The sequence below is a fragment of the Nitrospira sp. Nam74 genome (assembly GCF_965152615.1).
In genome coordinates, this window is record NZ_OZ224220.1 from 132,118 (window position 1) to 155,218 (window position 23,101).

Genomic DNA, 23,101 nt, shown 5'->3' on the forward strand with positions numbered 1-23,101 from the left:
TCAGATGTGATACATCAGGGCCCGCTCCTGATCGAATTGTTGATGCCGGTCGACCAAGTCTTTCAGGGTCACCGCAGAAAGTACGCCCAGTTCGGCTTGGCGAACGCGTGCCCAAATGTCGGAGAGCAGTGGGTCAAAGGCCGTGCGCACAGCCCCGCGACGGTGCGAGAGCTTGGGCTGCTTTGGCATCGTCAGCGGTCCATCCAAGGCTTCAACGATTTCCGCCAAAGAAATCTCCGATGGCACTTTCGTCAAGACGTACCCCCCTTGCGCGCCCCGTACACTGTCGACCAAGCCCGCGTGTTTCATAGCATGGAGCACTTGCTCGAGAAATCGAACGGGGATGGCCTGTCGACGTGCAATGGCCTTGGATTGTACTGGGACACTGCCGTTATGAATGGCCAGATCGATTGAAGCCATAATTCCGTAGGTTGCCTTGAGAGAAACCCGCATTTATGACTATTCCGATAGGAATAATGACGTCTCCATCATTAAATACAAAATATTTGTCGGGATTGTCAAGCAGAATTGGCTTTTGTCGTCTTTTATTTCCCTTCCACGTCCAATTGACATGGTACGAGCGTTGGTAGATAATCCCGCCTCTTCTTCGTGGTGCCTTCATGACAACTCGGCCATCGCCACTCAGTGTCCTAGTTCTGACACACGACCACGATCTTCCGACACAACTTAAACGTGAACTCAAAGAGGCCACGTGGACGGTGGCGAAGGATTGTGAGTCCCTTCCTCGCGCTAAGCGTCCGTTCGATGCGGTATTGATTGATGCCAAGCGAGGCGCCGTGACGGACTGGAGCAGCATTCAACGAGCCGTGGATTCGCCCCAAGCCGTCATTGTCGCCGCCCCTCGGGATATGCTCAGGCGGGCCTGTGAATTCCTCAAAGGAATGAAAACTATCAATGGGCGAGCGTACGAGGGGGCCGATACGTTATGCCTTGAAAGCTATTTGGAATCCAAGCTTGGGGAGTTTGTTCGGGGGATGAAGAGCACCTCAGGCCGGAATCTTCACCCGATGCTCATTTCCGCCGTGGAGCGGCCGCTGATTATCTTTGCACTCAAAGAAACGAACGGGAATCAAATTCAGGCCGCGCATTTACTCGGCATGAATCGCAACACGCTCCGGAAAAAAATCGGCGAGCTCCGCATCCCTGTCAAACGCGAAAAACCATCCAAGACCTGAAGCATGTCGGACTCCTAGTCATCTGAAATTCTTGACAGTGCAGGAGCCGCTATATTAGCATGGCGGTTATATTTTTAGGCGCGTAGCTCAGGGGGAGAGCGCTACCTTGACACGGTAGAGGTCGACGGTTCAAGACCGTCCGCGCCTACCATCCCGCCTAGCGTATCGAACCGCCTAGCGCGGTTGATGCCATACTTTTCCTGTGGGAAGCGCGGCGAAGAGACTCCGTGGACATTATCACACGCCACGGATTGACTAATCATTGACGTAGACGATCGGCGATACGATGGCAATCGGTTCTCATCAGATCACGATTACGTTGCCCGACGGCAGTCAGCGAAGCGTTCCTGCGGGCAGCAGCGTCGCGGACTTTTTAAAGGACGACAAGAAAGGTTCAGACATTCTGGCGGCAAAGGTGAACGGGACGTTGGTCGATCTTGCGACCGCCTTACAAGACGACGCCGTCGTCGAGCCGATCACATTTGCTTCTCCGGAGGGGAAAGAAGTCTATCGACACAGCAGCACTCACATTATGGCGCAGGCAGTGAAAGAGGTCTTCCCGTCTGCGCAGCTAACGATCGGTCCGGCACTCGAAGATACATTTTATTACGATTTCGCATTCGAACGCCCGTTCACGCCCGAGGATCTCGAAAAGATTGAAGCACGCGCACAAGAGATCATCAAGGCGGATCGCCCGTTCAAGCGAAGGGAAATGCCTCGCGAAGAAGGCATGAAGTTTTTCCGTGATCAGGGCGAGCAGTATAAGGTCGAGATCATCCAAGGATTTCAAGATCAGACCGTCTCTCTCTATGAGCAAGGCGGAGGCTTTGTCGATCTCTGCCGAGGGCCCCATCTGCCGAGCACGGGACGGGTGGGGGCGTTCAAGTTGCTGTCAACGGGGGGCGCATACTGGCGTGGTGATGAGCGCAACCCCATGCTGCAGCGTATTTACGGTACGTCCTTTCCAACCAAGAACGAACTCGACGCCTACCTCGCCAAACTCGAAGAGATCAAACGGCGAGATCACCGAAAGCTCGGGAAGGAGTTGGATCTCATCTCGATCCAGGATGATATCGGCCCTGGGCTTGTCCTCTGGCACCCTAAAGGCGCGCTCGTGCGTGTGCTGATTGAAAATTTCTGGCGGGAACAGCATCTCCAGCACGGGTATCAATTGGTATATTCGCCGCATGTCGCCCGGCTCGATCTCTGGAAGACCAGCGGCCATGTCGATTACTACCGCGAGAATATGTTTGTGCCGATGAAGGTGGAGGCCAGCGAGTATCAGCTCAAGCCGATGAATTGTCCCTTCCACATCATGATTTATAAGTCCCACATGCGCAGCTATCGGGATCTTCCCATTCGCTATGGCGAATTGGGGACAGTGTATCGGTATGAGCGAACGGGTGTGTTGCATGGGCTGTTGCGCGTGCGCGGGTTCACGCAGGACGATGCGCATCTCTTTTGCCGTCCCGATCAGATCGAATCTGAAGTGAGCCATGTGCTGGACTTCACATTTTTCATGATGAAGACGTTTGGATTCTCGGACTTTGAGGTCTATCTGTCCACGCGTCCTGAAAAAGCCGTCGGGTCGGAAGAGCGCTGGACGCAGGCGACGAATGCTCTTGAGGCGGCACTGAAGAATCGCGGGGTCGCCTATGAGATCGATCCAGGCGAAGGCGTCTTCTATGGTCCGAAGATCGATATCAAGATCAAGGATGTCCTGGGGCGAGCGTGGCAATGCTCTACTGTGCAGGTGGATTTTAACAATCCGGAACGATTCGAATTGGCGTATACCGGCGAAGACGGCAAAGCGCATCAGCCCATTATGATTCATCGCGCCCTCTTAGGGTCCATCGAGCGATTTTTCGGCATTCTAGTGGAGCATTATGCAGGGGCTTTCCCGACATGGCTGGCTCCGGTGCAAGTGCGCGTATTGCCCATTACCGACAAACAGCGTCAGTATGCCGAGGCAGTCGTCGGCCAGCTACACGCGGTCGGGTACCGGGCCGAGGCCGACGCTCGAAATGAGAAGATCGGATTGAAGATTCGCGAGGCGGAAAAGGCCAAGATCCCGTACATGCTGGTCGTGGGAGAGCGTGAGATGGAAGCGGGCACTGTGGCTGTGCGAGGCCGAAGCGGTGCTAATCTGGGCACCCTCTCCGTGCCCGGCGTCATCGATCTGATCCGGGATGACATTGCGAAGGCGATCCCCACTGTTCACTGATAACCGAGGAGGTGCCGTATCGTTCCTAAGCTGAGGGTGAATCGGGAAATCCGAGTTCGCGAAGTGCGTGCCATCGGCCCTGAAGGAGAACAGTTAGGGATTCTTCCTACTCCCGATGCATTCCGGAAGGCGCAAGAGATGGGGTACGATCTCGTTGAGGTCGCGCCGACCTCGCAGCCGCCGGTGTGCCGGATTATGGATTATGGCAAGTACAAGTATGAGCTCAGCAAAAAGGACCATCAGAGTCGACGCCATCAAAAGTCTACGCAGGTGAAGGAGATTAAGCTGCGGCCACGCACCGACAAGCACGATCTCGAGATCAAGGTGAGACAGATCAAGGAGTTTCTCGCGGAAGGGAATAAGACAAAGGTGACAGTGACTTTCCGCGGGCGCGAGATGGCCAACCAAGAATTAGGGCGGGCGGTCATGACGTCGGTGATGGAACAGGTCCTGGAAGCCGGGACGATCGAGTACCAGCCGCGCATGGAAGGCCGAAGCCTGATCATGATTGTCGCGCCGAAAAACTGACGTTGCAAGAATAGGAAAAGGAGCACTATGCCGAAATTAAAAACTCATAAGGGCGCAAGCAAACGATTCAAGCGCACAGGAAGTGGCAAGCTGATGAGAAAGAAAGCCGGCCGACGCCATATCCTGACCAGCAAGGCTCGCGATCGCAAGCGGCGGCTGAAAGGTTCGGCCGTCGTCGAGAGCGGGTTTACCGATGCCCTCAGCCGAATGTTGCCGTACGGTGCGTAAGAAGTCATTCAAAATGCAAAGTTCAAAATGTGTCTTCGTTTTGACTTTTGCATTGAACGCCTAGCGCCGTATCAAAAGCAGTGGGAGAGACAGGAACTAAGGAACTAAGGGAAGGAAGGTTGCCATGCCACGCGTAAAAGGTGGTCCCAAGACCAGACAGCGACGGAAAAAGCGGCTGAAATTAGCAAAGGGTCAGTATGGAGGAAAGAGCCGGCTGTTTCGAACCGCGACTGAGTCGGTCGACAAGGGCCAGCAGTATGCCTATGTTGAACGAAAAAAGCGGAAACGGAATTTTAGAAACTTGTGGGTGGCGCGCATCAATGCCGCTGTTCGAGCTCATGGATTGACCTATAGTCGCTTTATGAACGCCCTGAAGAAATCGAATATCGGGCTTGATCGAAAGGTATTGTCCGATATGGCGATCAAGGATCCGGGTGGCTTTCAGAAGCTGGCGCAGATGGCCAAGGAGTTTGTGCCCGTCGCAGGCTAGATTTCATTTCCTGTCATTCGACCTAGGTCGAATGACAGGATACCCGCTCATTTTCCCTCGATAAGACTGTCGATTGTAAGTTCAAATGCCACCGTGGGCATCGTTACCTGCCACTGCTCCAGCACTTCGGGATGCAGTTCTCCGATCACGCCGATGGGCCGGCTATCCACGAAGATCTGTCCGGCACGCCCGTCCAAAAAAGACGGATGGCTGACAGCCTCCAGTGTGTACGGCGTGCTCAAGTAATACAACAGCAGGTCCAGCGTCGAGTGGATTTCTGAAAAATTGGCTGCGGCATGAGCGATCACCGCGCCAAGTGAGAGCACCGTCCGCGAGCCGAGGTCATGGGTGGCGTTCGGGATCGCGACTTCTCCGACTTCGAAAAGACGATGCGGATAGAAGCTTCGAGTCGAGGTCGATTCAACACGCAAGAGAGACGGGATGATGGATTGCCTCAGCGTGCTATAGGTCTGCGCCATCGCATTATCGACCTCGACGACTTGCCCCCACGGCGTGCCGGACAGTCGCATACGATCGACCAATTCCACCCGCGATGACAGGAGATTCGACATCATTTCCTGAAACCCGAACCCCACCATCAAATCACGCATGCGATCGGACACCTGTTCCAGCCGCGAGAGTCCGCCGACGGTGAACTCCGACGGCATGATCGGCGCAAACGAGCCATAGCCTCGGCTGATGGCCACATCCTCGGCCACATCCACCGGATGCATCACATCATTGCGATAGGGGGGGAGGGTAACCGAGACGTTATCTCGTGAGACGGTCGTCTCATAGCCATACGACACCAGGGTCGTGCGAATCTCCTCCGCGTCGAGTCTTTGTCCCAAGGCAGATTCGATTGACCTCATGGGAAGCGTGTGCGGCTTGCCGAAGTTGTGAGGCGTTCGAATCGTCTTGCCGAACTCCGTCTCGTAAGGGTACACGATCTCCACGACATCGATGGCCGCGCCGCGGTCGGCCAAGTTCACCGCCATAATATTCAACGTCAATAGGACCATCCGAAGGTCCGTTCCCGTCACTTCGACCAACAGCTCCCGATCGCCCACGCGGACTTCACCGATTTCCCGGCTGTTAACAATGGGGGGCAACGAAAGGACCTGCCCTTCCGTATCCAGCAACAAGGGAACACGATCGTGTCCGGTTAGGATCGAAGCATATTCCAATCCTTTCGGGTGCACGGCGAGAATCTCTCGCGGCGTCATCTTCTCATCAAAGCCAAGCGGGGTGAATCGAACCTCGTCCGGTTTGACGAGGGTGTAGGTGATGGGAAAGACGATGGTGGGCAGGCGATAGAGTCCGATGGATACGATCCGTCGCTTGTGGCCAAAGATGTCGGCCAGCTTCTCCTGAACTTGAATCAGCTGGGCCAACCCGGCGGCCGTCACTTCATAGCCGACGGCTGTACAGGCGGCCACGTACGGCCTTACCGTATGAAGGTCAGGCGATACGGTAAGACGACGGGTCGAACGACTCTTCGCATGAAAAAATGAATAGCCGGGCAGCGCGCCGGCGAGCTTGGTGCGGATTTGCCGCGCGATACCTTCGCAGGACCACAGATCGGGTCGATTGCTGTCCTGTAGTTCGATGCGAAGTTCGCCGGTTTCCTGATCGTGGTCCTTCAGTTCACCTTTGACCAGTTGCAACCAGGATTCAATCTGGGCGTTCGTGAGCTGACCACTGTGCGGCAGTGGCCCCAGCAGCGCTTGGAAATCTTTTCGATCGATCGAAATCGTCGGCATATCACCCGTGAGTGATCAATGAAAAACGATAGACGATACACAACATCAGCATACGAGTCACCTTACAAAGGACTGCGCGTGGTGCGGATCAGTTCCAAATCGGCGGAAAAGAGATCGCGGATATCGTGGATGCCCAACGCGACCATGGCCATACGATCCAGTCCCAAGCCCCACGCGATCACCGGCACATTCACCCCGAGCGGCACGGTGACTTCCGGGCGAAATAGTCCTGCGCCACCGAGCTCCATCCACCCCAGGCGCGGGTGACGCACGTGCAATTCCACCGACGGTTCCGTGAAAGGAAAGTACGCAGGAAGGAAACGGCTTTCCTTCGCTTGCGCCATTTCCCTCGCGAAGAGATCCAACAGGCCGAGCAAGATTCTGAAATTAATGTCGGCCCCGATGACGATGCCTTCGACCTGGAAAAAATCTGGGGAATGCGTCGCATCGACCTGGTCGTATCGAAAGCACCGCGCGATTGAGAAATATTTTCCGGGCACCAGAGGTTTGGAGGCCAGCGTTCGCGCGGACACGGCTGTTCCCTGGCTGCGCAGCACCAGCCGCTTTGCCCGCTCGCGGTCATAGGCATATCCCCATCCGGCAGAACCGGTATCCCCGCCGTTTTCATGGGCGGCGGCCACGCGCTCGAGAAACGGGTCCGGGGCAGTCCGAGCATGCGAGGGATCTTTCACGAAATACACGTCGTGGATCGCGCGGGCCGGGTGGAACTGAGGCATATAGAGACTGTCCATATTCCAGAATTCCGTCTCGACCAGAGAGCCACGCATTTCCTGAAAGCCCATGCTGGCCAATTTGTACTTCACCTGATCCAAGAATTCCCGGTACGGGTGTCGTTTTCCAACGGCCGTGCGCGGCGGTCGTAGACTGATCGAATATTTCCGGAAGCGTTTGGTTCGCCATGAGCCGTCTTTCAATAATTCCGGCGTCAGCTGAGACACTTCTTCGGCGACCCCTTCTTTCAGCAAGGCTTGGATCGCTTCACCGTCCGGCGTGAGCGCGTAGGCGCGATCCGGCCGCTCATCGAGGCGGAACGGCTCCCGCGCATTGCCCCGTTTAACCGCGTGTTGCTTGATCAGGGCGCGTATGGGCTCAGAAAATGTCGAGAGGTCTCGCGTGCTCCCGTGCAATTGCTGGAGCAATGTGCGCAATAACTCTGCCGTCCGGCTGGCTTCGCCGGTTGCTTCCACGAATCCACCGGGAACGATGCGGATAGCCCCTTCTTTTTTGAGGGTCCCGATCGCGCTACTCATCTCGGTCGGTTCCAGCTCTTCGCTGGTTTGAATATCCTGGATCGTCACGCGCCTTTCAATCTGCTGGGCCTGCTTCAGAACTGAGAGAATGCGCTCGATCGGCGCATGCTTTTCGAAGTACCGCTCGCCGACATCAGTGAGTGAAACGGACGTCTGAAACACTTCCTCTTCTACACGAATGAGCGATTTGGCCAGCAGCCATCCAATCGCCATGCTGATCTGAGAAGGTTCAAGCGCGGTCGCGTATGTCAGCGGTTCTTCCCATAGAGGGGATTGGGACTGTGCCTGATGGCTGCCCAGTGCCGAAAGGACTTTGATCTCGAGGGGATGGAGGCTTTCGAAGAGCGCGGAGCGGTCTTGCATGACCTATCGCTGCCGACCGGTTTGCGATCGGGACGCTCCCTTCGCGGCCGAGGCCGAATGGCCGTCCTGTCGCAAGGCGGTGATTGTTGCGCCGTAATCGTCACTGCAAAAGATGGCCGATCCCGCGACGAGGATGTCCGCGCCCGCTTGGATGATTCGTCCGGCATTGTCAACTTTTACACCGCCGTCTACTTCTAGCACCGCCTGGCTGCCGGTCCGGTCGATGAGCTGCCGCGCGCGTTCGATTTTCTGAAGCATAGAGGGAATAAACTGCTGGCCGCCGAACCCGGGATTCACAGACATAATCAGTAACAAGTCGGCGTCGCCAATAATCTCCTCCACTGTGAAGAGCGAGGTGGCCGGATTTAATGTGACTCCTGCTTTGACGCCGCGCTCCTTAATGGACTGGACAGTCCGATGCAGGTGCGGGCAGGCTTCGACGTGCACGGTCAGGTAATTGGCGCCCGCTTCGGCAAACTCCTCTATGAAGCAGTCCGGATTCGTCATCATGAGATGGACGTCGAGCTGCAATTGGGTGACCTTGCGCAAGGCTTCGACGATGGGCGGACCAATGGTCAGATTAGGGACGAAGTGCCCGTCCATCACGTCCACGTGGAGCAGATCGGCGCCGGCGGCCTCCACGCGTGCGACTTCGTCGGCAAGCCGAGCGAAGTCCGACGACAGAATGGAGGGTGCGATACGAACGTCGGAGCGCATATCACCCCGCCTTTCGGAGTCGGGCGGCATAAAAGCCATCCATGGAGTGAGGGGCAAGCATGGTTGAAAGATCTCCGTGTCTGTTCACGAGGTTTCGGCCGCGAGCGGGTAGCCACGGCATAACGGCTTCCCGCGAAAAGTTCGGATGATCGGAGCAGAATTGCTCGATCACCTGCTCGTTCTCTTCAATTTCAGTTGAGCAGGTACTATAGACGATGATCCCGCCGGGCCGCAAGAGACCGCTTACGTGTGCGAGAATGGCGAGCTGGCGCGCCTGCTGGTGTTTTACGAGCTCTTCCTGTTTGTGCCACTTGGCTTCCGGGTGGCGGCGCAGCACTCCAAACCCGCTGCACGGGGCGTCGACGAGAATGCGATCGAAGGGTTGCGATAAGAAGGACGCGCGTGATGACACGGAACCCTCAGGGCGAGCGGCATCCATTAGCACCGGTGTGACGATGGAGATGCCAAGGCGCCGGCAATTGTCTTTCAATAAATGGAGACGGGCCGCGCTCTGATCGAACGCCACAATCTCTCCCCGGTTTTGCATGATGGCGGCGAGGTGTGTGGCCTTGCCTCCCGGTGCCGCACACGCATCCAGAATTCTTTCTCCTGGTTGCGCCTCTAACAACGGCGGGACCAATTGTGCCGCCTCATCTTCGACATAAAATGCCCCTTCATGGAAGAGAGGAAGATCTCTGATGGCGCCTTGCTTCTCCAGGATCAGTCCGATCGGACTGACGGGAGTTGGATGCGACTCCACTCCGGCTTTCAGCAGTTGTGCCTGCACGGCCTCGCGCGTGAAACGCAGGGTATTGATCCGCAGGGTCAGCGGTGGAATCGCTACAGTCGCATGACACAGCCGCTCGGCATCGGCGGGGCCGAACCGGGCGATCCATCGTTCTACCAGCCACTGCGGACAGGCATAACGAACGGCATACGCGTTGATTGGATCCTTGGCAGGATCGGGCCACGGAGGGGCCTGGCCACGTTGAAGGGCGCGCAAGATGGCATTGACGAAACCGGACCAATCGCGTCCTCGAACACTCTTCGCCAGGGCGACTGATTCGTTGACTGCGGCCGAGGCGGGAATCCGGTCGAGATACAACAGTTGATACGCCCCGAGGCGAAGTGCCGTTCGAATGGGCGGCGGGAGTCGTTCCATCGGTCGGTCCGAAACGAGATCCAGTCGCCAATCAAGCGTGCCTCGATGGCGGAGCACACCGTACGTTAATTCAGTGGTGAGCCCGCGATCGCGTGGGTCAACATGTGCAGTCGAGAGCACCCGATTGACAGACTCGTCAGCCGGTGCGCCGGTTCGTTCGGTGTCTTGAAGAATACGAAACGCAAGAAGACGGGCATTCGTCACTGAAGCGGGCCTGGACATGGCTCAGCCCGGGATATTGATGGATGCTGTTGCAAAGTGGCTGAGACCAAAGCGCTCGATGGCACCCGCCCATCGCGGGGGCGCCGACACGTGCCCTTTCCGGTGGACTTCTCGCGGAGCGCACCGCGCGATGAACAAAGAGGGCCACGTCTGTGCACGCCGACGAGTTGGTGAGCCGGCTGGATCTGGACACCTTGATTTTTCCGGTCCGTCGGTGAGAGTGAACGAGAAAAGCCTCGTCGGGCGAGAGGATCGGCCGCTATAGCAGGTGTTCATGAATAATCCGGGTCAAGGTTGCGGGCTGGAGTGCAAGCGAAATCCTGGCGTAAGCCGGTGCCCGGCGAGATAGTGTTGGACGGCCATTCGACGACTGTTCGCGGGCTGGAGTTCGAGGATGGCGAGCAATCCGAGGCCGGTGGCCACCTGAATCGCCTCCTTGGTGACCCCGACGACCGTTCCTGGTTCTGCCGTTGTGGGATCGCCCAGAGCCCGTACCTTCCAAATCGTCCAGCGTTCCTGGCCAGCATGTGTAAAGGCCCCCGGCCATGGTGAAAGACCACGGACCCGGTTCGCGATGTGGATGGCCGCTGATGTCCAATCAATCTGGCCCATCTCTTTCTCGAGGAGAGGCGCCATCGTGGCTTGGCTATTGTCTTGAGGCCGAGGGGTAAGAGTGCCGGCCTTCAACCGACGGATCGTTTCGACTAATAGGGGACCCCCGACCTTCCCGAGTTTTTCCGAAAGCGAGCCGGCGGTGTCCTCGGCATCGATCGGGACGCGCTCTTGTAACAGCATGGCGCCGGTATCCATGCCGGCGTCCATCAACATCGTCGTGATGCCGGTCTCCGCTTCTCCATTGATGAGTGCCCACTGGATGGGGCCGGCGCCTCGATATTTCGGCAAGAGTGACCCATGGACATTCACGCAGCCTTTCGGGGGGAGATCAAGAATCACGGGCGGCAGGATGCGGCCGAAAGCGGTCACGGCGATGAGGTCCGGTTGCCATGCCCGTAGTGCATCAAGAAAAGCAGGATCCTTCATCTTCAATGGTTGCAAGATCGGCACGCCGGCTTTCTCCGCCAACTGCTTGATTGGCGAGATCGCCATCGTTTGTCCGCGTCCCTTTGGCTTGTCGGGTTGCGTCACGACACCGACCACGCTGTCTTCTGAGTGAAGCAAGGCCTCCAATGATGGAACGGCAAATTGCGGTGTGCCCATGAATACGATGCGCATGGTATCGCTTTACCACTCTGCGGCAATGGAAAGCAATGTGACTACATTGTTTCCTTGACGCCGGATTCCTTCGTTTGTTACAGTCCGCCTGCGGGGTGGAGCAGCCTGGTAGCTCGTTGGGCTCATAACCCAAAGGTCGAAGGTTCAAATCCTTCCCCCGCAACCAAGAATGTCAAGAAGTGTGAAGGGGGATTGGCTATACAATAGCCAATCCCCCTTTGTTGTTGAGACCGCCGTATTTTGATCCCCCTCCAACCCTGTGTCAGCTCGCCTTCTCCGCAATCCTGTGCAGTCCGATTTGGACGCTGGTCATATCACACTATTGCTCCTGGGTTTGTTGCAGAGTCGAGGGCAGCTAGAAAGCAGCCCCCTCAAGTCCGTTACCTAAACGGCACGTGCAGTAGCAGCCCGGTCTCCGGCCCTTAGGTCATCGTCGTTCGCTATATCCCTGCTGGATCCATCGCTCTAATTGTTTGATGCGCCGCTTGAGCTGATCGAGGCTGGCGTTCTCTATCCGGCTCCCGGTGCGTCGCACGAGTTCAAGATTGATCCGCCGATGTTCGACGCCTGAGCGCTGGGCGACCTGGATGACTAAGCCTTTATGAGTCTGGCGTAATTGCTCTTTGCGTTCATGCAGCGGCAACGTGTCGGGTTGAGCTTGTACGGCGCCTGCTTCAGGCGGCGTTTCCTCCTCTTCATCTCCAATCCTGCCGTGGGCCAACGCCACCCCGCGCAACGGAATAAACGGCTCCACTTCATTCGCGTGGACGTCGAAGAGCGTTCTGGGCTCGGCGCGGGCGAGCTCGATCAGAACGTGGTCACGCTCGGCTTTGATGGCCTCGGCGTACTCGACCAATCGAGGATCGCGAGGCAGGTAGAGATACGCGCGTTGCGACGAAGGCAGATCGCTTTGCATCCGGACAAACCGGCCGACGACTTGGCGGAAATACATTTCCGTTTGCACATTCGTCGCATAGACACCGACTCGCAGCCGCGGGATATCCACGCCTTCCGAAACCATGTTCACGGCAATCAGCCAGCGATCCTTGCCGCTCGCAAAGCGTTCGATGATTTTGGTCGACATGGGATCGTCTGAAATGGCCACGCGCGCCGGCGTCCCCGTCATGGCCTTGATTTGTGCTGCCAGATGCCTCGCATGGTCCTGATCCATCGCGATAATGAGGCCTCCGGCTGCGCCATGCTGCTTTCTCACATTCGTCAGTTCGGCATCGGCGTCCTTGATGACCGAGTTCACCCATTCATCGTGCATCAGTGCGGTCTTGAGTCTTTCTTGCTGTTTGCGACGCCCCAAGTAATCGGCAAAGCGTGCGGTGACTTCTTTGCCCCGTGAGACCCAACTCAGATCGCCTTCATAAGTTGGAAAGACGATGGGGCGGCAGACCTTCTCGGCCAGCGCCTCGCGATATCCATAGCTGAAATCGGGCGCACTTTGCTCATTCTCATACGTGACAAACGGGATGGGGTTATTGTCCGTCCGAAACGGTGTGCCGGACAACGCGAGTCGCCTGACGGCGTGGGCGAACGCTTCGCGCAGGGCTTCGCCCCAATCTTTCCCATCGCCGGCATGATGCAATTCGTCAAAGATGGCCATCGTCGGGGACTGGCGACACGCGAGCCGATACACGTGTGGCGCGAGGCACACTTGTTGGTAGGTGACGACACATCCGTGATAATCCCGGCTCTCCTTTGCCTGATCGTTCGTGAGATACGGATCCAGACGGATGCCTGCCTCGTGGGCGGCACGGGCCCATTGTTGTCGCAAATGGTTGGTGGGACAGATCACGACGACGCGCATGGCGGCTTTCCGCTGCAGCACGTCGTGGGTAATGCGAAGCGCGAGGCGGGTTTTACCGGCGCCCGGCGTTGCCATGGCAAGAAAATCCGGCTTGGAATGGTTGGAGACCTGCTCGAAGGCGCGTTGCTGCCAGTCGCGCAGTTTGGCTTTCCATGGTTCCAGCGAAAGGGTCATGATACGGCTTCGGCCATGTGAAAGAAGCAGGGAGGTCTATCGGAAGTGGTCGGCGGTGTCAAGCGAACGGGACCGGTACGTAGGCTGTCGTACCCGGTCGGCTCTCCAGTTGGCTGATTTGTGGCGCACCGGCTCATCATTACACTAGTCACTATTCCATTGTATGGAGGAACCATGAAGTTTTCCGAGTCGCATCACCATCTATCTCCGCCAACGGTGCGCATGTTAATTATCGACGACGACGATGTGCTTCTCTCGGCCTTGCCGTGGCCGATCAGGCGGCGCATGCCGCAGATGAGCATCGATACGGCGGACACCCCCGAGGATGCGCTTCGTCATGTGTACTCACATGACTATGACGTCATTCTCAGCGATATTCGGATGCCCCGAATGGATGGTGTGACCCTCTTGCGCAAGCTGGGGGCGATCCAACCACAAACGCCTGTCATTTTGTGTACCGCGTGTGGAGAGGAAGAGTTGCGACGGCAGGCCAATTTGGCAGGAGCGTTTGCCTTTATCACCAAACCGCTGGATCTTCACTTCCTGATCGACTTACTGAAAAACGCCGTCTTTGCGCACCGGCGACAGATCCACCCGGTCGAGCAACAAACATAGGTAGTCACTCGACTTGGCATGGGTCAATCACCTTCATAGAAAAATCGGAATCCGAGGTCTACCGTCTGGACAGCGCGAGTCGTCAGATAAGACGGGGCCTAGACGTTTTGGTCTTCCGGTGGATCGAGAGGCCCAGCCCATTCTCCTCCGGTGACTTTCACGTCATCAAAGGATCCATCCGGCCATTGGAAGTATCCCGCCTCGTCGACCTCGACGATAATGGGAGAGGGATCTCGATAGGTGCCGCGCCGCCAATACCATCCTGCCTGCGACGGTTTCTCGGCGCTCCATGACAGTTTGCGTGTGAGATGATGCATTTGCTGTTTTGCCATGGTGCTCTTCCTCACAAACTATCCGCCTGTACGAAGGCCCAGCGTACACAACTCCCGTCCAAATAAAAAGAGGCCCCTGCCGCGGGTGCCGTGATTCGGTCATGGTGTCACTCAAGCTATCGCATGGCGTGGCTTACCGTCCATCGTGGCCATGTCGTCATCGTGTTACGTTGTTGCCGGGCTTTACTTTCTCGAAAATCCTACATACAGTTACCGCTCTTACAACGGAGAAAGGCGGATGAATATACTCGTCTCGATCTGTGTAGTATGTGGGCTGGCCTCAACAGCTTTCGCGGATTTTCGTGCCGGTGTGGACGCGTATCAACGCGGCAATCACATGATGGCCTTCCAGGAATTTTGGACACTAGCGCAGGAGGGCCATCCCGGAGCGGAATTTAATCTGGGCGTCTTGTATGCGAAAGGCCTTGCCGTGCCGCAGGACTTTCGTCAGGCCGCACGCTGGTATCGACTGGCCGCGGAGCACGGTCATTCATTGGCGCAATGCAACCTTGGCGCGCTCTATGAGGTGGGTAAGGGGGTCATGCAAAACAATGGAGAAGCGATCCGCTGGTACCGATCGGCGGCCGAGCAAGGAAACTCCGGTGGCCAGAATAATTTAGGTCGGATGTATGAGGAAGGCCGAGGCGTTCCACGTGATGTAGGCGAAGCGCTGGGATGGTACCGAAAAGCGGCGGTGCAAGGGAATGCGCAGGCTCAGGCGAACCTCGCTCGCCTTTCTGCCACTACGTCACTCCCACAAGATGATAGGACCGCGGTCCATAAGTAAGGAGCCTCAGAGCCGGCAGGGACGTAATGGTTATCGCGTTTACATCGTCATAAGGTCCTAATGACAGTCGCTCGTCATCGAAAGTCGCTTCAGCCGGCCTTCTCGTACGAACTCCACTGACAGCGCCATGTCCACATCCCGACATTTCAAAGCGTCTTTTCCGGATAGTGACATGTCGGCCTTCGTCGTAAGAATGTTGCTCTACTGAGCAGAGTCATTTAGGGAGATCCATGTTTAGGGAAAATAATGGTGAGTAAGGCGAGCCCATGGCTCACCTGCGTTTTTTTCGGGTGCAGTCTTCTTTGGTCGGATCAGGTCATGGCCCAAGTCTCAGTTAATCCGCAGCAATATGATCTTGCTCTTTCCAAGGGCGTGCTCAAATACAACCAAGGTCAGTATGAAGATGCCGCGACATTCTTTCGGCAAGCGCTCAATGCCAAGCCCGGCGATCCGGATGCCAGTTACTACCTTGGTCAGACTTTGATTCGAACAAAACGTTATCAGGATGCGGAAACGCTCTTTAGAACGGCCGTCGAGGCGGATCCATCGTCCGGGCGAGCCAAATTGGGCTTAGCGATGACCCAATATCATCAGGAGAAGTATCCGGAGGCGTTGAATAATCTCAAGGCTGCGCAAATTCAACTGCCAAATGATCCCTTGGTCTATTATTTTGAGGGCCTCACCTACATCCGTCTGGGTGCGTATGACAAGGCCGATGGACCGCTGACCAAGGCGATCCAATTGAGCCCGGATCTCGTGCCGGAAGGCCATTATCAACGCGGCGTGGCACAGTACGGTCTTGGCCGGTACGATGAGGCCGCCGCAGAGTTTGAAGCCGCCGTTGCCGCAGAACCCGGTTCGGAACTCGCGCAGGCCGCTCGGGTCTACTTAACTCAAATTCGAGAGGGCACCCAAGGGACCGAACGCAGACGGTTGGATCCCACGCAGCCGAGGATGCCCGTCCCCGTCGCGAGCCAAAAACGGTGGGACCTGACCTTCAGTGTGAGCCCCCAATACGACTCGAATGTGGTGATCCTGCCATTAGGTGTGCAGCCGCCGGGGGGCTCAAGCGGCATCTCTCAGAAAAGCGATTATCGAACCGTATTCACGGGGCGAGGTGAATACCGGCCGCTCCAGACGGATAATTGGACTGTAGGCACGGCTTACGGGTTCTACCAGAGCTTCCATCACACGCTGAGCGGCTTTGATGTGCAAGATCACACGCCGTCCGTCTACGTGCAACATCGCTACGGCCGCTTTCAGTCTCGAGTGGATTATCTGTTCGATTATGTCACGGTCGGCCGCGACCCCTTTCTCGTATCGCACGCGTTGCGACCGGTCTTCTCAGTTCGCGAAGGCAACAATTGGTTCACTCAACTGCAACTCGGCTACCAGAACAAGGATTTCAAAGACGACCGGTTCGCGCTGAACTCCACGAGAGACGGCAAGAATTGGCTCATCGGAGTGTCGCAGTTCTATCATTTTGCCGAGAACGCCGGTGTGGTGCGTGTCGGCTATATCTACGACACCGATCGCACCGGCGGAGGGTCGCCGTCTGTCGCTTTCGCCCCGAGTAATTCCGATTGGGCCTATACAGGGCATCGATTCTCAACCGGGCTCCGCTTGCCACCGGTGTGGACTCTGACCCCGGATTTCACCTTCGACTATTATCGACAGAATTACGACAATCCCAATTTCTTCTCAGTAGATCCCAATAACTTTTCGCGTGGTGGGCGTACAGTCCGGCACGATGACATCTATATCGTAACGGCCGCGGTTTCCCGCCCGATCACCCAAAAGCTTTTTCTCGGCGTGCAGTATAGCTACACCCGGGATGTGGCGAATGTCCCACTCTTCAATTACGAACGCATGGTGTACTCCCTCACATTAAGCGGCGGTTTTTAAGGCGCGCGATCGATGTCCAGTTTTCTCACACGGGTCGCGATGTTGGTCGGTGTCGGCCTCACCCTGACCATGTGGCCATCCTCGGCACCCACGGCGGCGACAGATTCTATTGGGCTCATCACCACCCTCGAAGGGAAAGCCTATGTCGCGCGAGAAGGGAGTGCCAAGCCGCTGCTGCTCAATGGACAGGATGAGGTATTGATCCATGATGTGATTGAAACGCAATCGCATTCACGACTGAAGATCTTGTTTCAGGACGATAGTCTGCTGACGATCGCTGAGAATAGCCGTATTGCCATTCGCGAATTTTCCCACGGCAGTCTCATTCCATCGAAATTAGTTATTCAGCTCGACCGAGGTGCCGTTCGCAATTCCATCGGCGGCCATCCGGCGGGCGCGGATTCGGCATTCCAAGTGCAAACACCTGCGGCATTGATTGGGGCGCGTGACGCCTATTTCGCGGTATGGATCGATGAAGGCATCCCGGCGCTCATTCAGGGGGACGCAGAGCAGCACAGCCCCGCCCACGGCACTCCATCTGCAGGACCCTTACTTCCACCCGCTGTTTTGCACCGCCAGGTCGGGCTCGCAAACATCGGACAGGCCGGCACTGTGACGGTGATGTCGGCCGGCCAGTCGATCACCATCAATCCCAGCGAGTATGTCGTCGTTCCGTCCAATTCAGGCTCTGTCACGCCAACGACGTGGACCGCTACGCCGCCACCGCCTGTGGCGATGGTGATTGCCGCGACGGAACTCAAAGCCTTCCCAAAAACCGAGACAGCGAAAGAAACCTTGCGCGTGGTCGGAGCAGGAGTCGACCCCGCTATAGTCACCGGTACGTCGAATCTGGAGCCAGCTGCCATGGTTCCTCCAACCGGGCAGGTTCGTGTGCCTCAAGTTATGATGACACCGCCGGCAGTCATTTCTGGAGCCGCCCCTATATCGCCGTCGGGAACTTCCGCAGCTCAACCTGGCCCGCCCGCTCCACCAGCGCCACATCCAGTGCCGCCACCGACACCACCGCCCGCGCCTGCTCCGGCTCCCGCGCCAGCACCGGCCCCAGCGCCAGCTCCGCCGCCGACTTCACCGCCTGGCCGTAGGTAGAGGCGAGAGAGGAGAAAAGGATCATGAGCACGAAGCGAATTCTCGTTCTTGTCGTTTCAATCTTCATTGGAACGGCAATGTATAATGCGCTACAGGTCCATGCCTCAGTGTCTGCCGCTAAAATATCAACCAGCTCCACTGGCTTGGTCGAGGCCTGTGGCGACAAAGGAGGCCAGGAGAAGTACACCTGTTATGAAGCGGCTTTACTAGATATCGTAAAGACATCCGGGTTGGCTACCGCGATGGATGTCCTTTCGGTGCTGGGCGTGTTTGACGAGGACGTGCAGCGTGACGGACATGTCTACGCCCATGCGATCGGGATTGCCGGTTTTCAGTCTGATCCGGACATGGGAAAGACGTTCGCACGATGCACGGAATTGTTTCAGTCAGGGTGTTACCATGGAGTGATCCAAGCCTATCTCGATCACATACTTGATCCCGTACTGATTGCCGACTCGGGACGGATCAATGGTCTCTGCCAGGCCTATCGTAAGGAGACCCGCAGCCGGTGGTTGCTCTTCCAATGCGTCCACGCTCTAGGCCATGGGCTCACAAGTTTTTATGCACATGATTTGCCGCGCGCTCTGCAGGGGTGCGATCTGCTCGCGGATGACTGGGATCGCCACAGCTGTTATGGCGGCGCGTTCATGGAGAATGTCGTCCATGCCATTCACCCCCATCACCCGGCGCCTCATCCGAAACTTATCGCCACGGCCGAGCCTCACGTGCACCCGTCGCCGGACGATTTCGTGGCGATTAAAGCCACGGATCCTCTCCATCCTTGTTCGATGCTGGACGATCGCTATTTAACGGATTGCTACCTGATGCAGACCTCCATCATCCTGTATCTGAATCACGGAGACATGGCGGATGCCGCTCGGACCTGCGACCGTGCCCCGTCCGCGATGCGGGTGCCGTGTTATCAAAGCCTGGGGCGGGATGTCAGTTCCTATAGCGTGCAGCAGACAGATGAATCCATACGGATGTGTTCACTCGGCCATCCTGACTATCAACCGTGGTGTTACGTCGGCCTGGTGAAAAACTTTATCGACATCACGGCGAAGCCTGAAAGCGGGTTGAACTTCTGCCCGCGTGTCCCCGGGCGGGGCAATCAAATGAAATGTTATGAGGCGGTCGGCGAAGAGATTTGGGCCTTGACGTCGAATGACAGCGAGCGGGCGACGCTCTGCGGAAAAACCGAAGGGGATCTGTATGAAGCCTGCCGGTATGGGGCACGTTTGAGGCAAGAGCCGCCCGTGGGCATCCCGATTGCGCGACAATAATCGACTCGACCTAACGATGAGTGGAGATGTTATGAGAACAATCATGTACCGCGCCTTTCTTGGCTGTGCCGTGTTCGCAGTTGTGCTCTCCACCGTGTCCTGTGCCACACGGACGCGCTATCTCACCGTGCGTCCTCCCCATGCCCTTCCTACGGAAGGACAGGCGCTGCCCCTCACGGCCGCGCTGGTTTTGCCGGATGCTGTCAGGAATGCAACCGACCAGGAACAAATCAGTTGTCCGTTCAGTACGACGGCCTTTGTATTTCAGATTGGATCGGGGTTTGAAAAAGGCGCCCTCCAGGCCATGTCGCATGCATTTACGAAGGTCGACCTCGTCAAAGAAAAGAAACTCGGCCAGTACGATGTCTTTATCGAGCCGGCGGCACCGGACATCGAATTGGAAGGACACTGTAATCTCTTCGTCAACGAACGGCCGACCCTTGATGCAAGAGCCACCGTCGCCGTCCGCGTGACCGATCGAAAGGACCAACCGCTGCTGGACGCGATCTTCTCCTCGGGCCAGCATACCGAAGAAAAGGTTTTGGACGTCGTCGGAAAAGCAATGGCAGAACTACTGCAGACAATGGCCCAAGGCCTCATGTCGGCTCCTAAAATGCTTGCGTATGCCGGCATGCCGGTGGATGCAGAGGCGATCGATCGAAAAATGGCGGAGTCTAGCCCGCGCAAAGGCGACACGCCGATGCACGCCGAACCGCCGAAACGAGTCGCGGCTGCGTTTGCACCGGTGGCCGCGGCTCCCGAGCCGACGCGTCCGCTGGTCACGGGGGCCGGATTTAGCGTCGGGTTCGGCTATGTGGTGACGGCATACCACCTTGTCGCTGGCATGTCCTATGCGACGGTCTACGAACATGAAAAGGCGCTCCCAGCGGCCCTCGTCTTGCGGGACCGGCTCAGCGATGTCGCTTTGTTAAAGGTAGAGGAGGGGTCTGATAGTCCCGCGCTGCTGGGTCTTCGGTTAGGCGATGGCACGAAAGTTAAAGTGGGGGACCGTGTGTGGATCGGCGATCTTTCCCCCTCGAGCAGCGGCCTCGAAAAAGTGATCTGGAAAGAGGCCCGGATACGTCCGTTGCCGGGCAGTGGGAATGGAGATCCTCGGATTCTACCCCTCGCGCTTGCGACTCCGCTTCAGCACAGTGGCGGACCGGTACTGAACGAACAAGGCGAAGTCATCGGCATGATGTTGGCTCCGGTTGACGCCGAGCATCTGTTTACCAATTTGGGACCGTTGTCTGCGGATACCGGGATAGCCATCAAGATTCAATATCCGAAGTGGCTTTTATCAATGCTGCCGGAATCCGAATACGTCTTGCCTGCGTCTATGCCACGGTCGCAGCCGGTCTCCACCTTGATGGAAAATGCCAAACCGCAAGTGGTGGTGATCAAAGCCGCGGCCAGATGAGTGCCTTACCGGAGGAGTGTGTTGTCCTGCGGGTTCACGGACTGGTAGGCCCGGACGAATCGTCCGAGATAATCGTGGACCGTCGTGCGAAGCATCGAGACGTCCAGTGGGCTCATCACTCCGTCCGCATGGATCCACCAGGTGGGCGCGAAAGTCGAGATGGAGGGAGAGCGAGTCAGCATCACGGTCTGATTCAGGCTGATTTCTAAGGAATAGGTGTGGACCGGCTCGGCATTGAGAAGGCTCAAGCGTATATAGAGGTAGGGATAGCCGGGTTGATTGAGCCGTTCCTTATCTTTGAGAACTCGGATGCCGGCTTGGTCTAATTGGGTTTCAATGTCAGACTTCAGCACACTACTTGAGAGGCCGTCCACGTCCAGCGATTCAACGACGACTTCAACGCCGGTGAGATCTCGCAGGGTGTCCCGCTTCCCTTCTCCAAAGAGAATACCGTTCGCGCCCATCTGTGCGAACGCTGTGACGGGCGTGTATCCGCACAGCCATAGAGAAAGACAGAACCAAAGCGTGGCCCCTGAGGGTCGCATCAGGCACGACCGGAATCCCATATCCATCTATGCGGTGACCGGTGTATGAGACAAAACCCTATCGCCCTCCTCCGCCTGATCCCGAGCCAGCACTCGTTCCGCCCGAACCAGAACTTCCACTACCCCCTGGACTCGTTCCGCCGCCCAGTGAACTTCCACCACTCCCCCGTGATGAGCCTGCGCCGCCCATGTTCGCTCCTCCGCCCGGGTTCCCCGTCCCCTCAGTCGCACCTGTACTTCCCATGCCGCTGCCGGGTCCGGTCCCTCCTGGGCTGCCTTTCCCGGTTCCCCCGGTCGAGCCCATGCCGCTGCCCGGCCCGGTTCCCGATGGAGGCCCTTGCCCCGCGCCTCGCCCTCCACTTCCGCCTGACTCAGCGATGAGTACCAATCCCGGGTCCGAGACTCGGGGGGAGAGATCCTCGTCGGAGAGCGCTACGTGGAGGCTCCATGCCGGAGAAGACGACGCGAGTATACCGACCATCCCCAGAAGCGGCAACCCCAGGCGCGTTGCCTTGACGGCTACCATGTGAGAGGAACGGAAAGACATATCGTACCTCCTTGGTTAGACACTTGTTTTACGATGAAAAGGCATGGATAAGACATCGGGGGAATAGGGGATTTCTGTCGTCCGCCTATGTGGTCAACAATAAGCATCCCGCCGACACGGTACGGGGTTTCCGATTCTCGTGATAGCGTAAAGCACATTCATGGTGACTCATGTCGCGGCAAGATTACATCGCCTTTGCTCGATTCCTTGCGCAAGTCCTCGATCGCAGCATTCGCGTGCCTGGCACCGATATTCGGATCGGGCTGGATCCGATCATAGGACTGGTCCCGGGATTCGGTGATGCGGTAGCGAGTTTGGCCGGCTCGGTGATCTTGTTCCTTGCCGCCAAGTTACACGTGCCTAAGATTGTGCTGATTCGCATGAGCGTTAATATTGCACTGAATGGTCTGATCGGTTCGATTCCTCTTTTTGGGGATGTGTTTTCCGCATGGTTTCAGAGCAACGTAAGGAATGTCGAATTGCTGGAGCGCCATCTAGAGGAAGGACGTGCCTCGACGCTGGCCGACTGGGGGTTCGTCATAGGATTGCTGCTCCTGATCATCTGTGTATTCGCCGGACTGCTCTTTGCTATCGTCTGGGCTTTCAAAGCCATCTGGCAATGGCTCGGGTGAAGCCTTCGATGGCGGCATGCTGTCTTCGAAGCGTTCGTTCTCAACTTGTATCGGAGAAGATGTATGGCAGACAAAAGTGATGCGATGAGAGAGTCGACGTCGACGGCCATCACTCATCTCTTAGAGGAATGCCGGATGGTGCTGCCCGGGATTCAAGCGTTGTTTGGATTCCAATTGATGGCGGTCTTCAACCAAGGGTTCTGGGAGCGGCTGGACTCCACTGAACAGCAACTTCATCTCCTGGCCGTCGTGCTCGTTGTTCTCGCGGTGGCATTAGTCATGACGCCGGCGGCGTATCATCGTCAAGCGAAGCACGCGACGCTGCCTGAGCGGTTTATTTCACTTTCCTCTCGGCTTCTCCTCTGGAGCATGTTCCCCCTGATGGTAGCAATCTGCGTCGACTTTTATCTTATTGCCCGGATGATTCTGGTGAATGCAGTTATGAGCCTTCTCGGCGCTTGTCTATTATTGCTCGTCTTTGTTGCTTGCTGGCTCATGCTGCCCCGCTCGAAAAGCTTTCGGCGATGGCTTGGCGGATAAC

23 protein-coding genes and 2 tRNA genes are annotated in these 23,101 nt (G+C 56.9%); 15 read left to right on the forward strand and 10 right to left on the reverse strand.

Features of this window, described 5'->3' with window-relative positions:
• Entirely contained in the window at positions 1–453 is a 453-nt protein-coding gene (locus ACWHYZ_RS00675) for an RrF2 family transcriptional regulator (RefSeq protein WP_447985382.1), read from the reverse strand.
• Positions 454–620: 167 nt separating this feature from the next.
• On the opposite strand from ACWHYZ_RS00675, the gene ACWHYZ_RS00680 reads away from it, so the two are divergent.
• From ACWHYZ_RS00680 to rplT, 6 genes are all read left to right on the forward strand, one after another.
• Positions 621–1,196: a helix-turn-helix domain-containing protein gene (locus ACWHYZ_RS00680; RefSeq protein WP_447985383.1), complete on the forward strand. Its 576-nt coding sequence runs from the start codon at positions 621–623 to the stop codon at positions 1,194–1,196.
• A 76-nt stretch (positions 1,197–1,272) separates the two neighbouring features.
• Positions 1,273–1,347 (forward strand) — tRNA-Val (locus tag ACWHYZ_RS00685).
• A gap of 135 nt (positions 1,348–1,482) precedes the next feature.
• Positions 1,483–3,420 carry a threonine--tRNA ligase gene (thrS, locus tag ACWHYZ_RS00690; protein WP_447985384.1) on the forward strand — a complete coding sequence of 646 codons (1,938 nt, stop codon included), beginning with the start codon at positions 1,483–1,485 and terminating at the stop codon, positions 3,418–3,420.
• Positions 3,421–3,456: 36 nt separating this feature from the next.
• The gene (gene infC / locus ACWHYZ_RS00695) at positions 3,457–3,948 is read left to right on the forward strand and encodes a translation initiation factor IF-3 (RefSeq protein WP_447985385.1); all 492 of its coding nucleotides are present in this window, start codon (positions 3,457–3,459) and stop codon (positions 3,946–3,948) included.
• 27 nt (positions 3,949–3,975) lie between these two features.
• A complete protein-coding gene (gene rpmI, locus ACWHYZ_RS00700) occupies positions 3,976–4,176 on the forward strand; it encodes a 50S ribosomal protein L35 (RefSeq protein WP_447985386.1) in 201 nt (66 codons plus the stop codon).
• A gap of 124 nt (positions 4,177–4,300) precedes the next feature.
• Positions 4,301–4,666: a 50S ribosomal protein L20 gene (rplT, locus tag ACWHYZ_RS00705; RefSeq protein WP_447985387.1), complete on the forward strand. Its 366-nt coding sequence runs from the start codon at positions 4,301–4,303 to the stop codon at positions 4,664–4,666.
• A gap of 47 nt (positions 4,667–4,713) precedes the next feature.
• Here the strand turns inward: rplT and pheT are convergent, their stop codons facing one another.
• The 5 genes from pheT to fmt form a co-directional block, all read right to left on the reverse strand.
• A complete protein-coding gene (gene pheT / locus ACWHYZ_RS00710) occupies positions 4,714–6,429 on the reverse strand; it encodes a phenylalanine--tRNA ligase subunit beta (protein WP_447985388.1) in 1,716 nt (571 codons plus the stop codon).
• 62 nt (positions 6,430–6,491) lie between these two features.
• Positions 6,492–8,063: a phenylalanine--tRNA ligase subunit alpha gene (pheS, locus tag ACWHYZ_RS00715; protein ID WP_447985389.1), complete on the reverse strand. Its 1,572-nt coding sequence runs from the start codon at positions 8,061–8,063 to the stop codon at positions 6,492–6,494.
• Positions 8,064–8,066: 3 nt separating this feature from the next.
• A complete protein-coding gene (rpe, locus tag ACWHYZ_RS00720; RefSeq protein ID WP_447985390.1) occupies positions 8,067–8,780 on the reverse strand; it encodes a ribulose-phosphate 3-epimerase in 714 nt (237 codons plus the stop codon).
• A 1-nt stretch (position 8,781) separates the two neighbouring features.
• Positions 8,782–10,164 carry a 16S rRNA (cytosine(967)-C(5))-methyltransferase RsmB gene (gene rsmB / locus ACWHYZ_RS00725; RefSeq protein WP_447985391.1) on the reverse strand — a complete coding sequence of 461 codons (1,383 nt, stop codon included), beginning with the start codon at positions 10,162–10,164 and terminating at the stop codon, positions 8,782–8,784.
• A 288-nt stretch (positions 10,165–10,452) separates the two neighbouring features.
• Complete coding sequence (gene fmt / locus ACWHYZ_RS00730) at positions 10,453–11,397, reverse strand: methionyl-tRNA formyltransferase (RefSeq protein WP_447985392.1); 945 nt, start codon at positions 11,395–11,397, stop codon at positions 10,453–10,455.
• An 89-nt stretch (positions 11,398–11,486) separates the two neighbouring features.
• Here fmt and ACWHYZ_RS00735 point away from each other — a divergent pair.
• Positions 11,487–11,563 (forward strand) — tRNA-Met (locus ACWHYZ_RS00735).
• A gap of 261 nt (positions 11,564–11,824) precedes the next feature.
• Here ACWHYZ_RS00735 and ACWHYZ_RS00740 read toward each other — a convergent pair.
• Complete coding sequence (locus ACWHYZ_RS00740) at positions 11,825–13,387, reverse strand: DEAD/DEAH box helicase (RefSeq protein WP_447985393.1); 1,563 nt, start codon at positions 13,385–13,387, stop codon at positions 11,825–11,827.
• Between the two features lie 174 nt (positions 13,388–13,561).
• Between ACWHYZ_RS00740 and ACWHYZ_RS00745 the strand changes: the two genes are divergently transcribed.
• On the forward strand, positions 13,562–14,002 hold the full coding sequence (locus ACWHYZ_RS00745; protein ID WP_447985394.1) for a response regulator: 441 nt from the start codon (positions 13,562–13,564) through the stop codon (positions 14,000–14,002).
• Positions 14,003–14,100: 98 nt separating this feature from the next.
• Here the strand turns inward: ACWHYZ_RS00745 and ACWHYZ_RS00750 are convergent, their stop codons facing one another.
• Entirely contained in the window at positions 14,101–14,334 is a 234-nt protein-coding gene (locus ACWHYZ_RS00750; RefSeq protein ID WP_447985395.1) for a hypothetical protein, read from the reverse strand.
• 238 nt (positions 14,335–14,572) lie between these two features.
• Here ACWHYZ_RS00750 and ACWHYZ_RS00755 point away from each other — a divergent pair, with 238 nt between their 5' ends.
• The 5 genes from ACWHYZ_RS00755 to ACWHYZ_RS00775 all read left to right on the forward strand — a co-directional run bounded on the left by ACWHYZ_RS00755 (position 14,573) and on the right by ACWHYZ_RS00775 (position 20,836).
• Positions 14,573–15,121: a tetratricopeptide repeat protein gene (locus ACWHYZ_RS00755; protein ID WP_447985396.1), complete on the forward strand. Its 549-nt coding sequence runs from the start codon at positions 14,573–14,575 to the stop codon at positions 15,119–15,121.
• A gap of 318 nt (positions 15,122–15,439) precedes the next feature.
• Positions 15,440–17,026, forward strand: coding sequence for a tetratricopeptide repeat protein (locus ACWHYZ_RS00760; RefSeq protein ID WP_447985397.1), 1,587 nt, complete (start codon positions 15,440–15,442; stop codon positions 17,024–17,026).
• A gap of 12 nt (positions 17,027–17,038) precedes the next feature.
• On the forward strand, positions 17,039–18,133 hold the full coding sequence (locus ACWHYZ_RS00765) for a FecR domain-containing protein (protein ID WP_447985398.1): 1,095 nt from the start codon (positions 17,039–17,041) through the stop codon (positions 18,131–18,133).
• A 23-nt stretch (positions 18,134–18,156) separates the two neighbouring features.
• Entirely contained in the window at positions 18,157–19,416 is a 1,260-nt protein-coding gene (locus ACWHYZ_RS00770; protein ID WP_447985399.1) for a hypothetical protein, read from the forward strand.
• 31 nt (positions 19,417–19,447) lie between these two features.
• Positions 19,448–20,836, forward strand: a complete 1,389-nt coding sequence (locus ACWHYZ_RS00775; protein WP_447985400.1) for a S1 family peptidase — start codon at positions 19,448–19,450, stop codon at positions 20,834–20,836.
• Positions 20,837–20,841: 5 nt separating this feature from the next.
• On the opposite strand, the gene ACWHYZ_RS00780 is transcribed toward ACWHYZ_RS00775, so the two are convergent.
• Together ACWHYZ_RS00780 and ACWHYZ_RS00785 are read right to left on the reverse strand one after the other, a co-directional pair.
• The gene (locus ACWHYZ_RS00780; protein ID WP_447985401.1) at positions 20,842–21,381 is read right to left on the reverse strand and encodes a hypothetical protein; all 540 of its coding nucleotides are present in this window, start codon (positions 21,379–21,381) and stop codon (positions 20,842–20,844) included.
• Positions 21,382–21,408: 27 nt separating this feature from the next.
• Positions 21,409–21,741, reverse strand: a complete 333-nt coding sequence (locus ACWHYZ_RS00785) for a hypothetical protein (protein WP_447985402.1) — start codon at positions 21,739–21,741, stop codon at positions 21,409–21,411.
• A 357-nt stretch (positions 21,742–22,098) separates the two neighbouring features.
• Here ACWHYZ_RS00785 and ACWHYZ_RS00790 point away from each other — a divergent pair, with 357 nt between their 5' ends.
• The gene (locus ACWHYZ_RS00790) at positions 22,099–22,560 is read left to right on the forward strand and encodes a DUF4112 domain-containing protein (RefSeq protein ID WP_447985403.1); all 462 of its coding nucleotides are present in this window, start codon (positions 22,099–22,101) and stop codon (positions 22,558–22,560) included.
• 63 nt (positions 22,561–22,623) lie between these two features.
• Complete coding sequence (locus ACWHYZ_RS00795; RefSeq protein ID WP_447985404.1) at positions 22,624–23,100, forward strand: DUF6328 family protein; 477 nt, start codon at positions 22,624–22,626, stop codon at positions 23,098–23,100.
• Position 23,101 lies beyond the last annotated feature (1 nt).

Excerpts from the sequence above, each read along its gene's own strand:
- ACWHYZ_RS00675 (WP_447985382.1), bottom strand. The coding sequence starts at position 453 with ATGCGGGTTTCTCTCAAGGCAACCTACGGAATTATGGCTTCAATCGAT.
- ACWHYZ_RS00680 (WP_447985383.1), top strand. The coding sequence starts at position 621 with ATGACAACTCGGCCATCGCCACTCAGTGTCCTAGTTCTGACACACGAC.
- thrS (WP_447985384.1), top strand. The coding sequence starts at position 1,483 with ATGGCAATCGGTTCTCATCAGATCACGATTACGTTGCCCGACGGCAGT.
- rpmI (WP_447985386.1), top strand. The coding sequence starts at position 3,976 with ATGCCGAAATTAAAAACTCATAAGGGCGCAAGCAAACGATTCAAGCGC.
- rplT (WP_447985387.1), top strand. The coding sequence starts at position 4,301 with ATGCCACGCGTAAAAGGTGGTCCCAAGACCAGACAGCGACGGAAAAAG.
- pheT (WP_447985388.1), bottom strand. The coding sequence starts at position 6,429 with ATGCCGACGATTTCGATCGATCGAAAAGATTTCCAAGCGCTGCTGGGG.
- pheS (WP_447985389.1), bottom strand. The coding sequence starts at position 8,063 with ATGCAAGACCGCTCCGCGCTCTTCGAAAGCCTCCATCCCCTCGAGATC.
- rpe (WP_447985390.1), bottom strand. The coding sequence starts at position 8,780 with ATGCGCTCCGACGTTCGTATCGCACCCTCCATTCTGTCGTCGGACTTC.
- rsmB (WP_447985391.1), bottom strand. The coding sequence starts at position 10,164 with ATGTCCAGGCCCGCTTCAGTGACGAATGCCCGTCTTCTTGCGTTTCGT.
- fmt (WP_447985392.1), bottom strand. The coding sequence starts at position 11,397 with ATGCGCATCGTATTCATGGGCACACCGCAATTTGCCGTTCCATCATTG.
- ACWHYZ_RS00740 (WP_447985393.1), bottom strand. The coding sequence starts at position 13,387 with ATGACCCTTTCGCTGGAACCATGGAAAGCCAAACTGCGCGACTGGCAG.
- ACWHYZ_RS00745 (WP_447985394.1), top strand. The coding sequence starts at position 13,562 with ATGAAGTTTTCCGAGTCGCATCACCATCTATCTCCGCCAACGGTGCGC.
- ACWHYZ_RS00750 (WP_447985395.1), bottom strand. The coding sequence starts at position 14,334 with ATGGCAAAACAGCAAATGCATCATCTCACACGCAAACTGTCATGGAGC.
- ACWHYZ_RS00755 (WP_447985396.1), top strand. The coding sequence starts at position 14,573 with ATGAATATACTCGTCTCGATCTGTGTAGTATGTGGGCTGGCCTCAACA.
- ACWHYZ_RS00760 (WP_447985397.1), top strand. The coding sequence starts at position 15,440 with ATGGCCCAAGTCTCAGTTAATCCGCAGCAATATGATCTTGCTCTTTCC.
- ACWHYZ_RS00765 (WP_447985398.1), top strand. The coding sequence starts at position 17,039 with ATGTCCAGTTTTCTCACACGGGTCGCGATGTTGGTCGGTGTCGGCCTC.
- ACWHYZ_RS00770 (WP_447985399.1), top strand. The coding sequence starts at position 18,157 with ATGAGCACGAAGCGAATTCTCGTTCTTGTCGTTTCAATCTTCATTGGA.
- ACWHYZ_RS00775 (WP_447985400.1), top strand. The coding sequence starts at position 19,448 with ATGAGAACAATCATGTACCGCGCCTTTCTTGGCTGTGCCGTGTTCGCA.
- ACWHYZ_RS00780 (WP_447985401.1), bottom strand. The coding sequence starts at position 21,381 with ATGCGACCCTCAGGGGCCACGCTTTGGTTCTGTCTTTCTCTATGGCTG.
- ACWHYZ_RS00790 (WP_447985403.1), top strand. The coding sequence starts at position 22,099 with ATGTCGCGGCAAGATTACATCGCCTTTGCTCGATTCCTTGCGCAAGTC.
- ACWHYZ_RS00795 (WP_447985404.1), top strand. The coding sequence starts at position 22,624 with ATGGCAGACAAAAGTGATGCGATGAGAGAGTCGACGTCGACGGCCATC.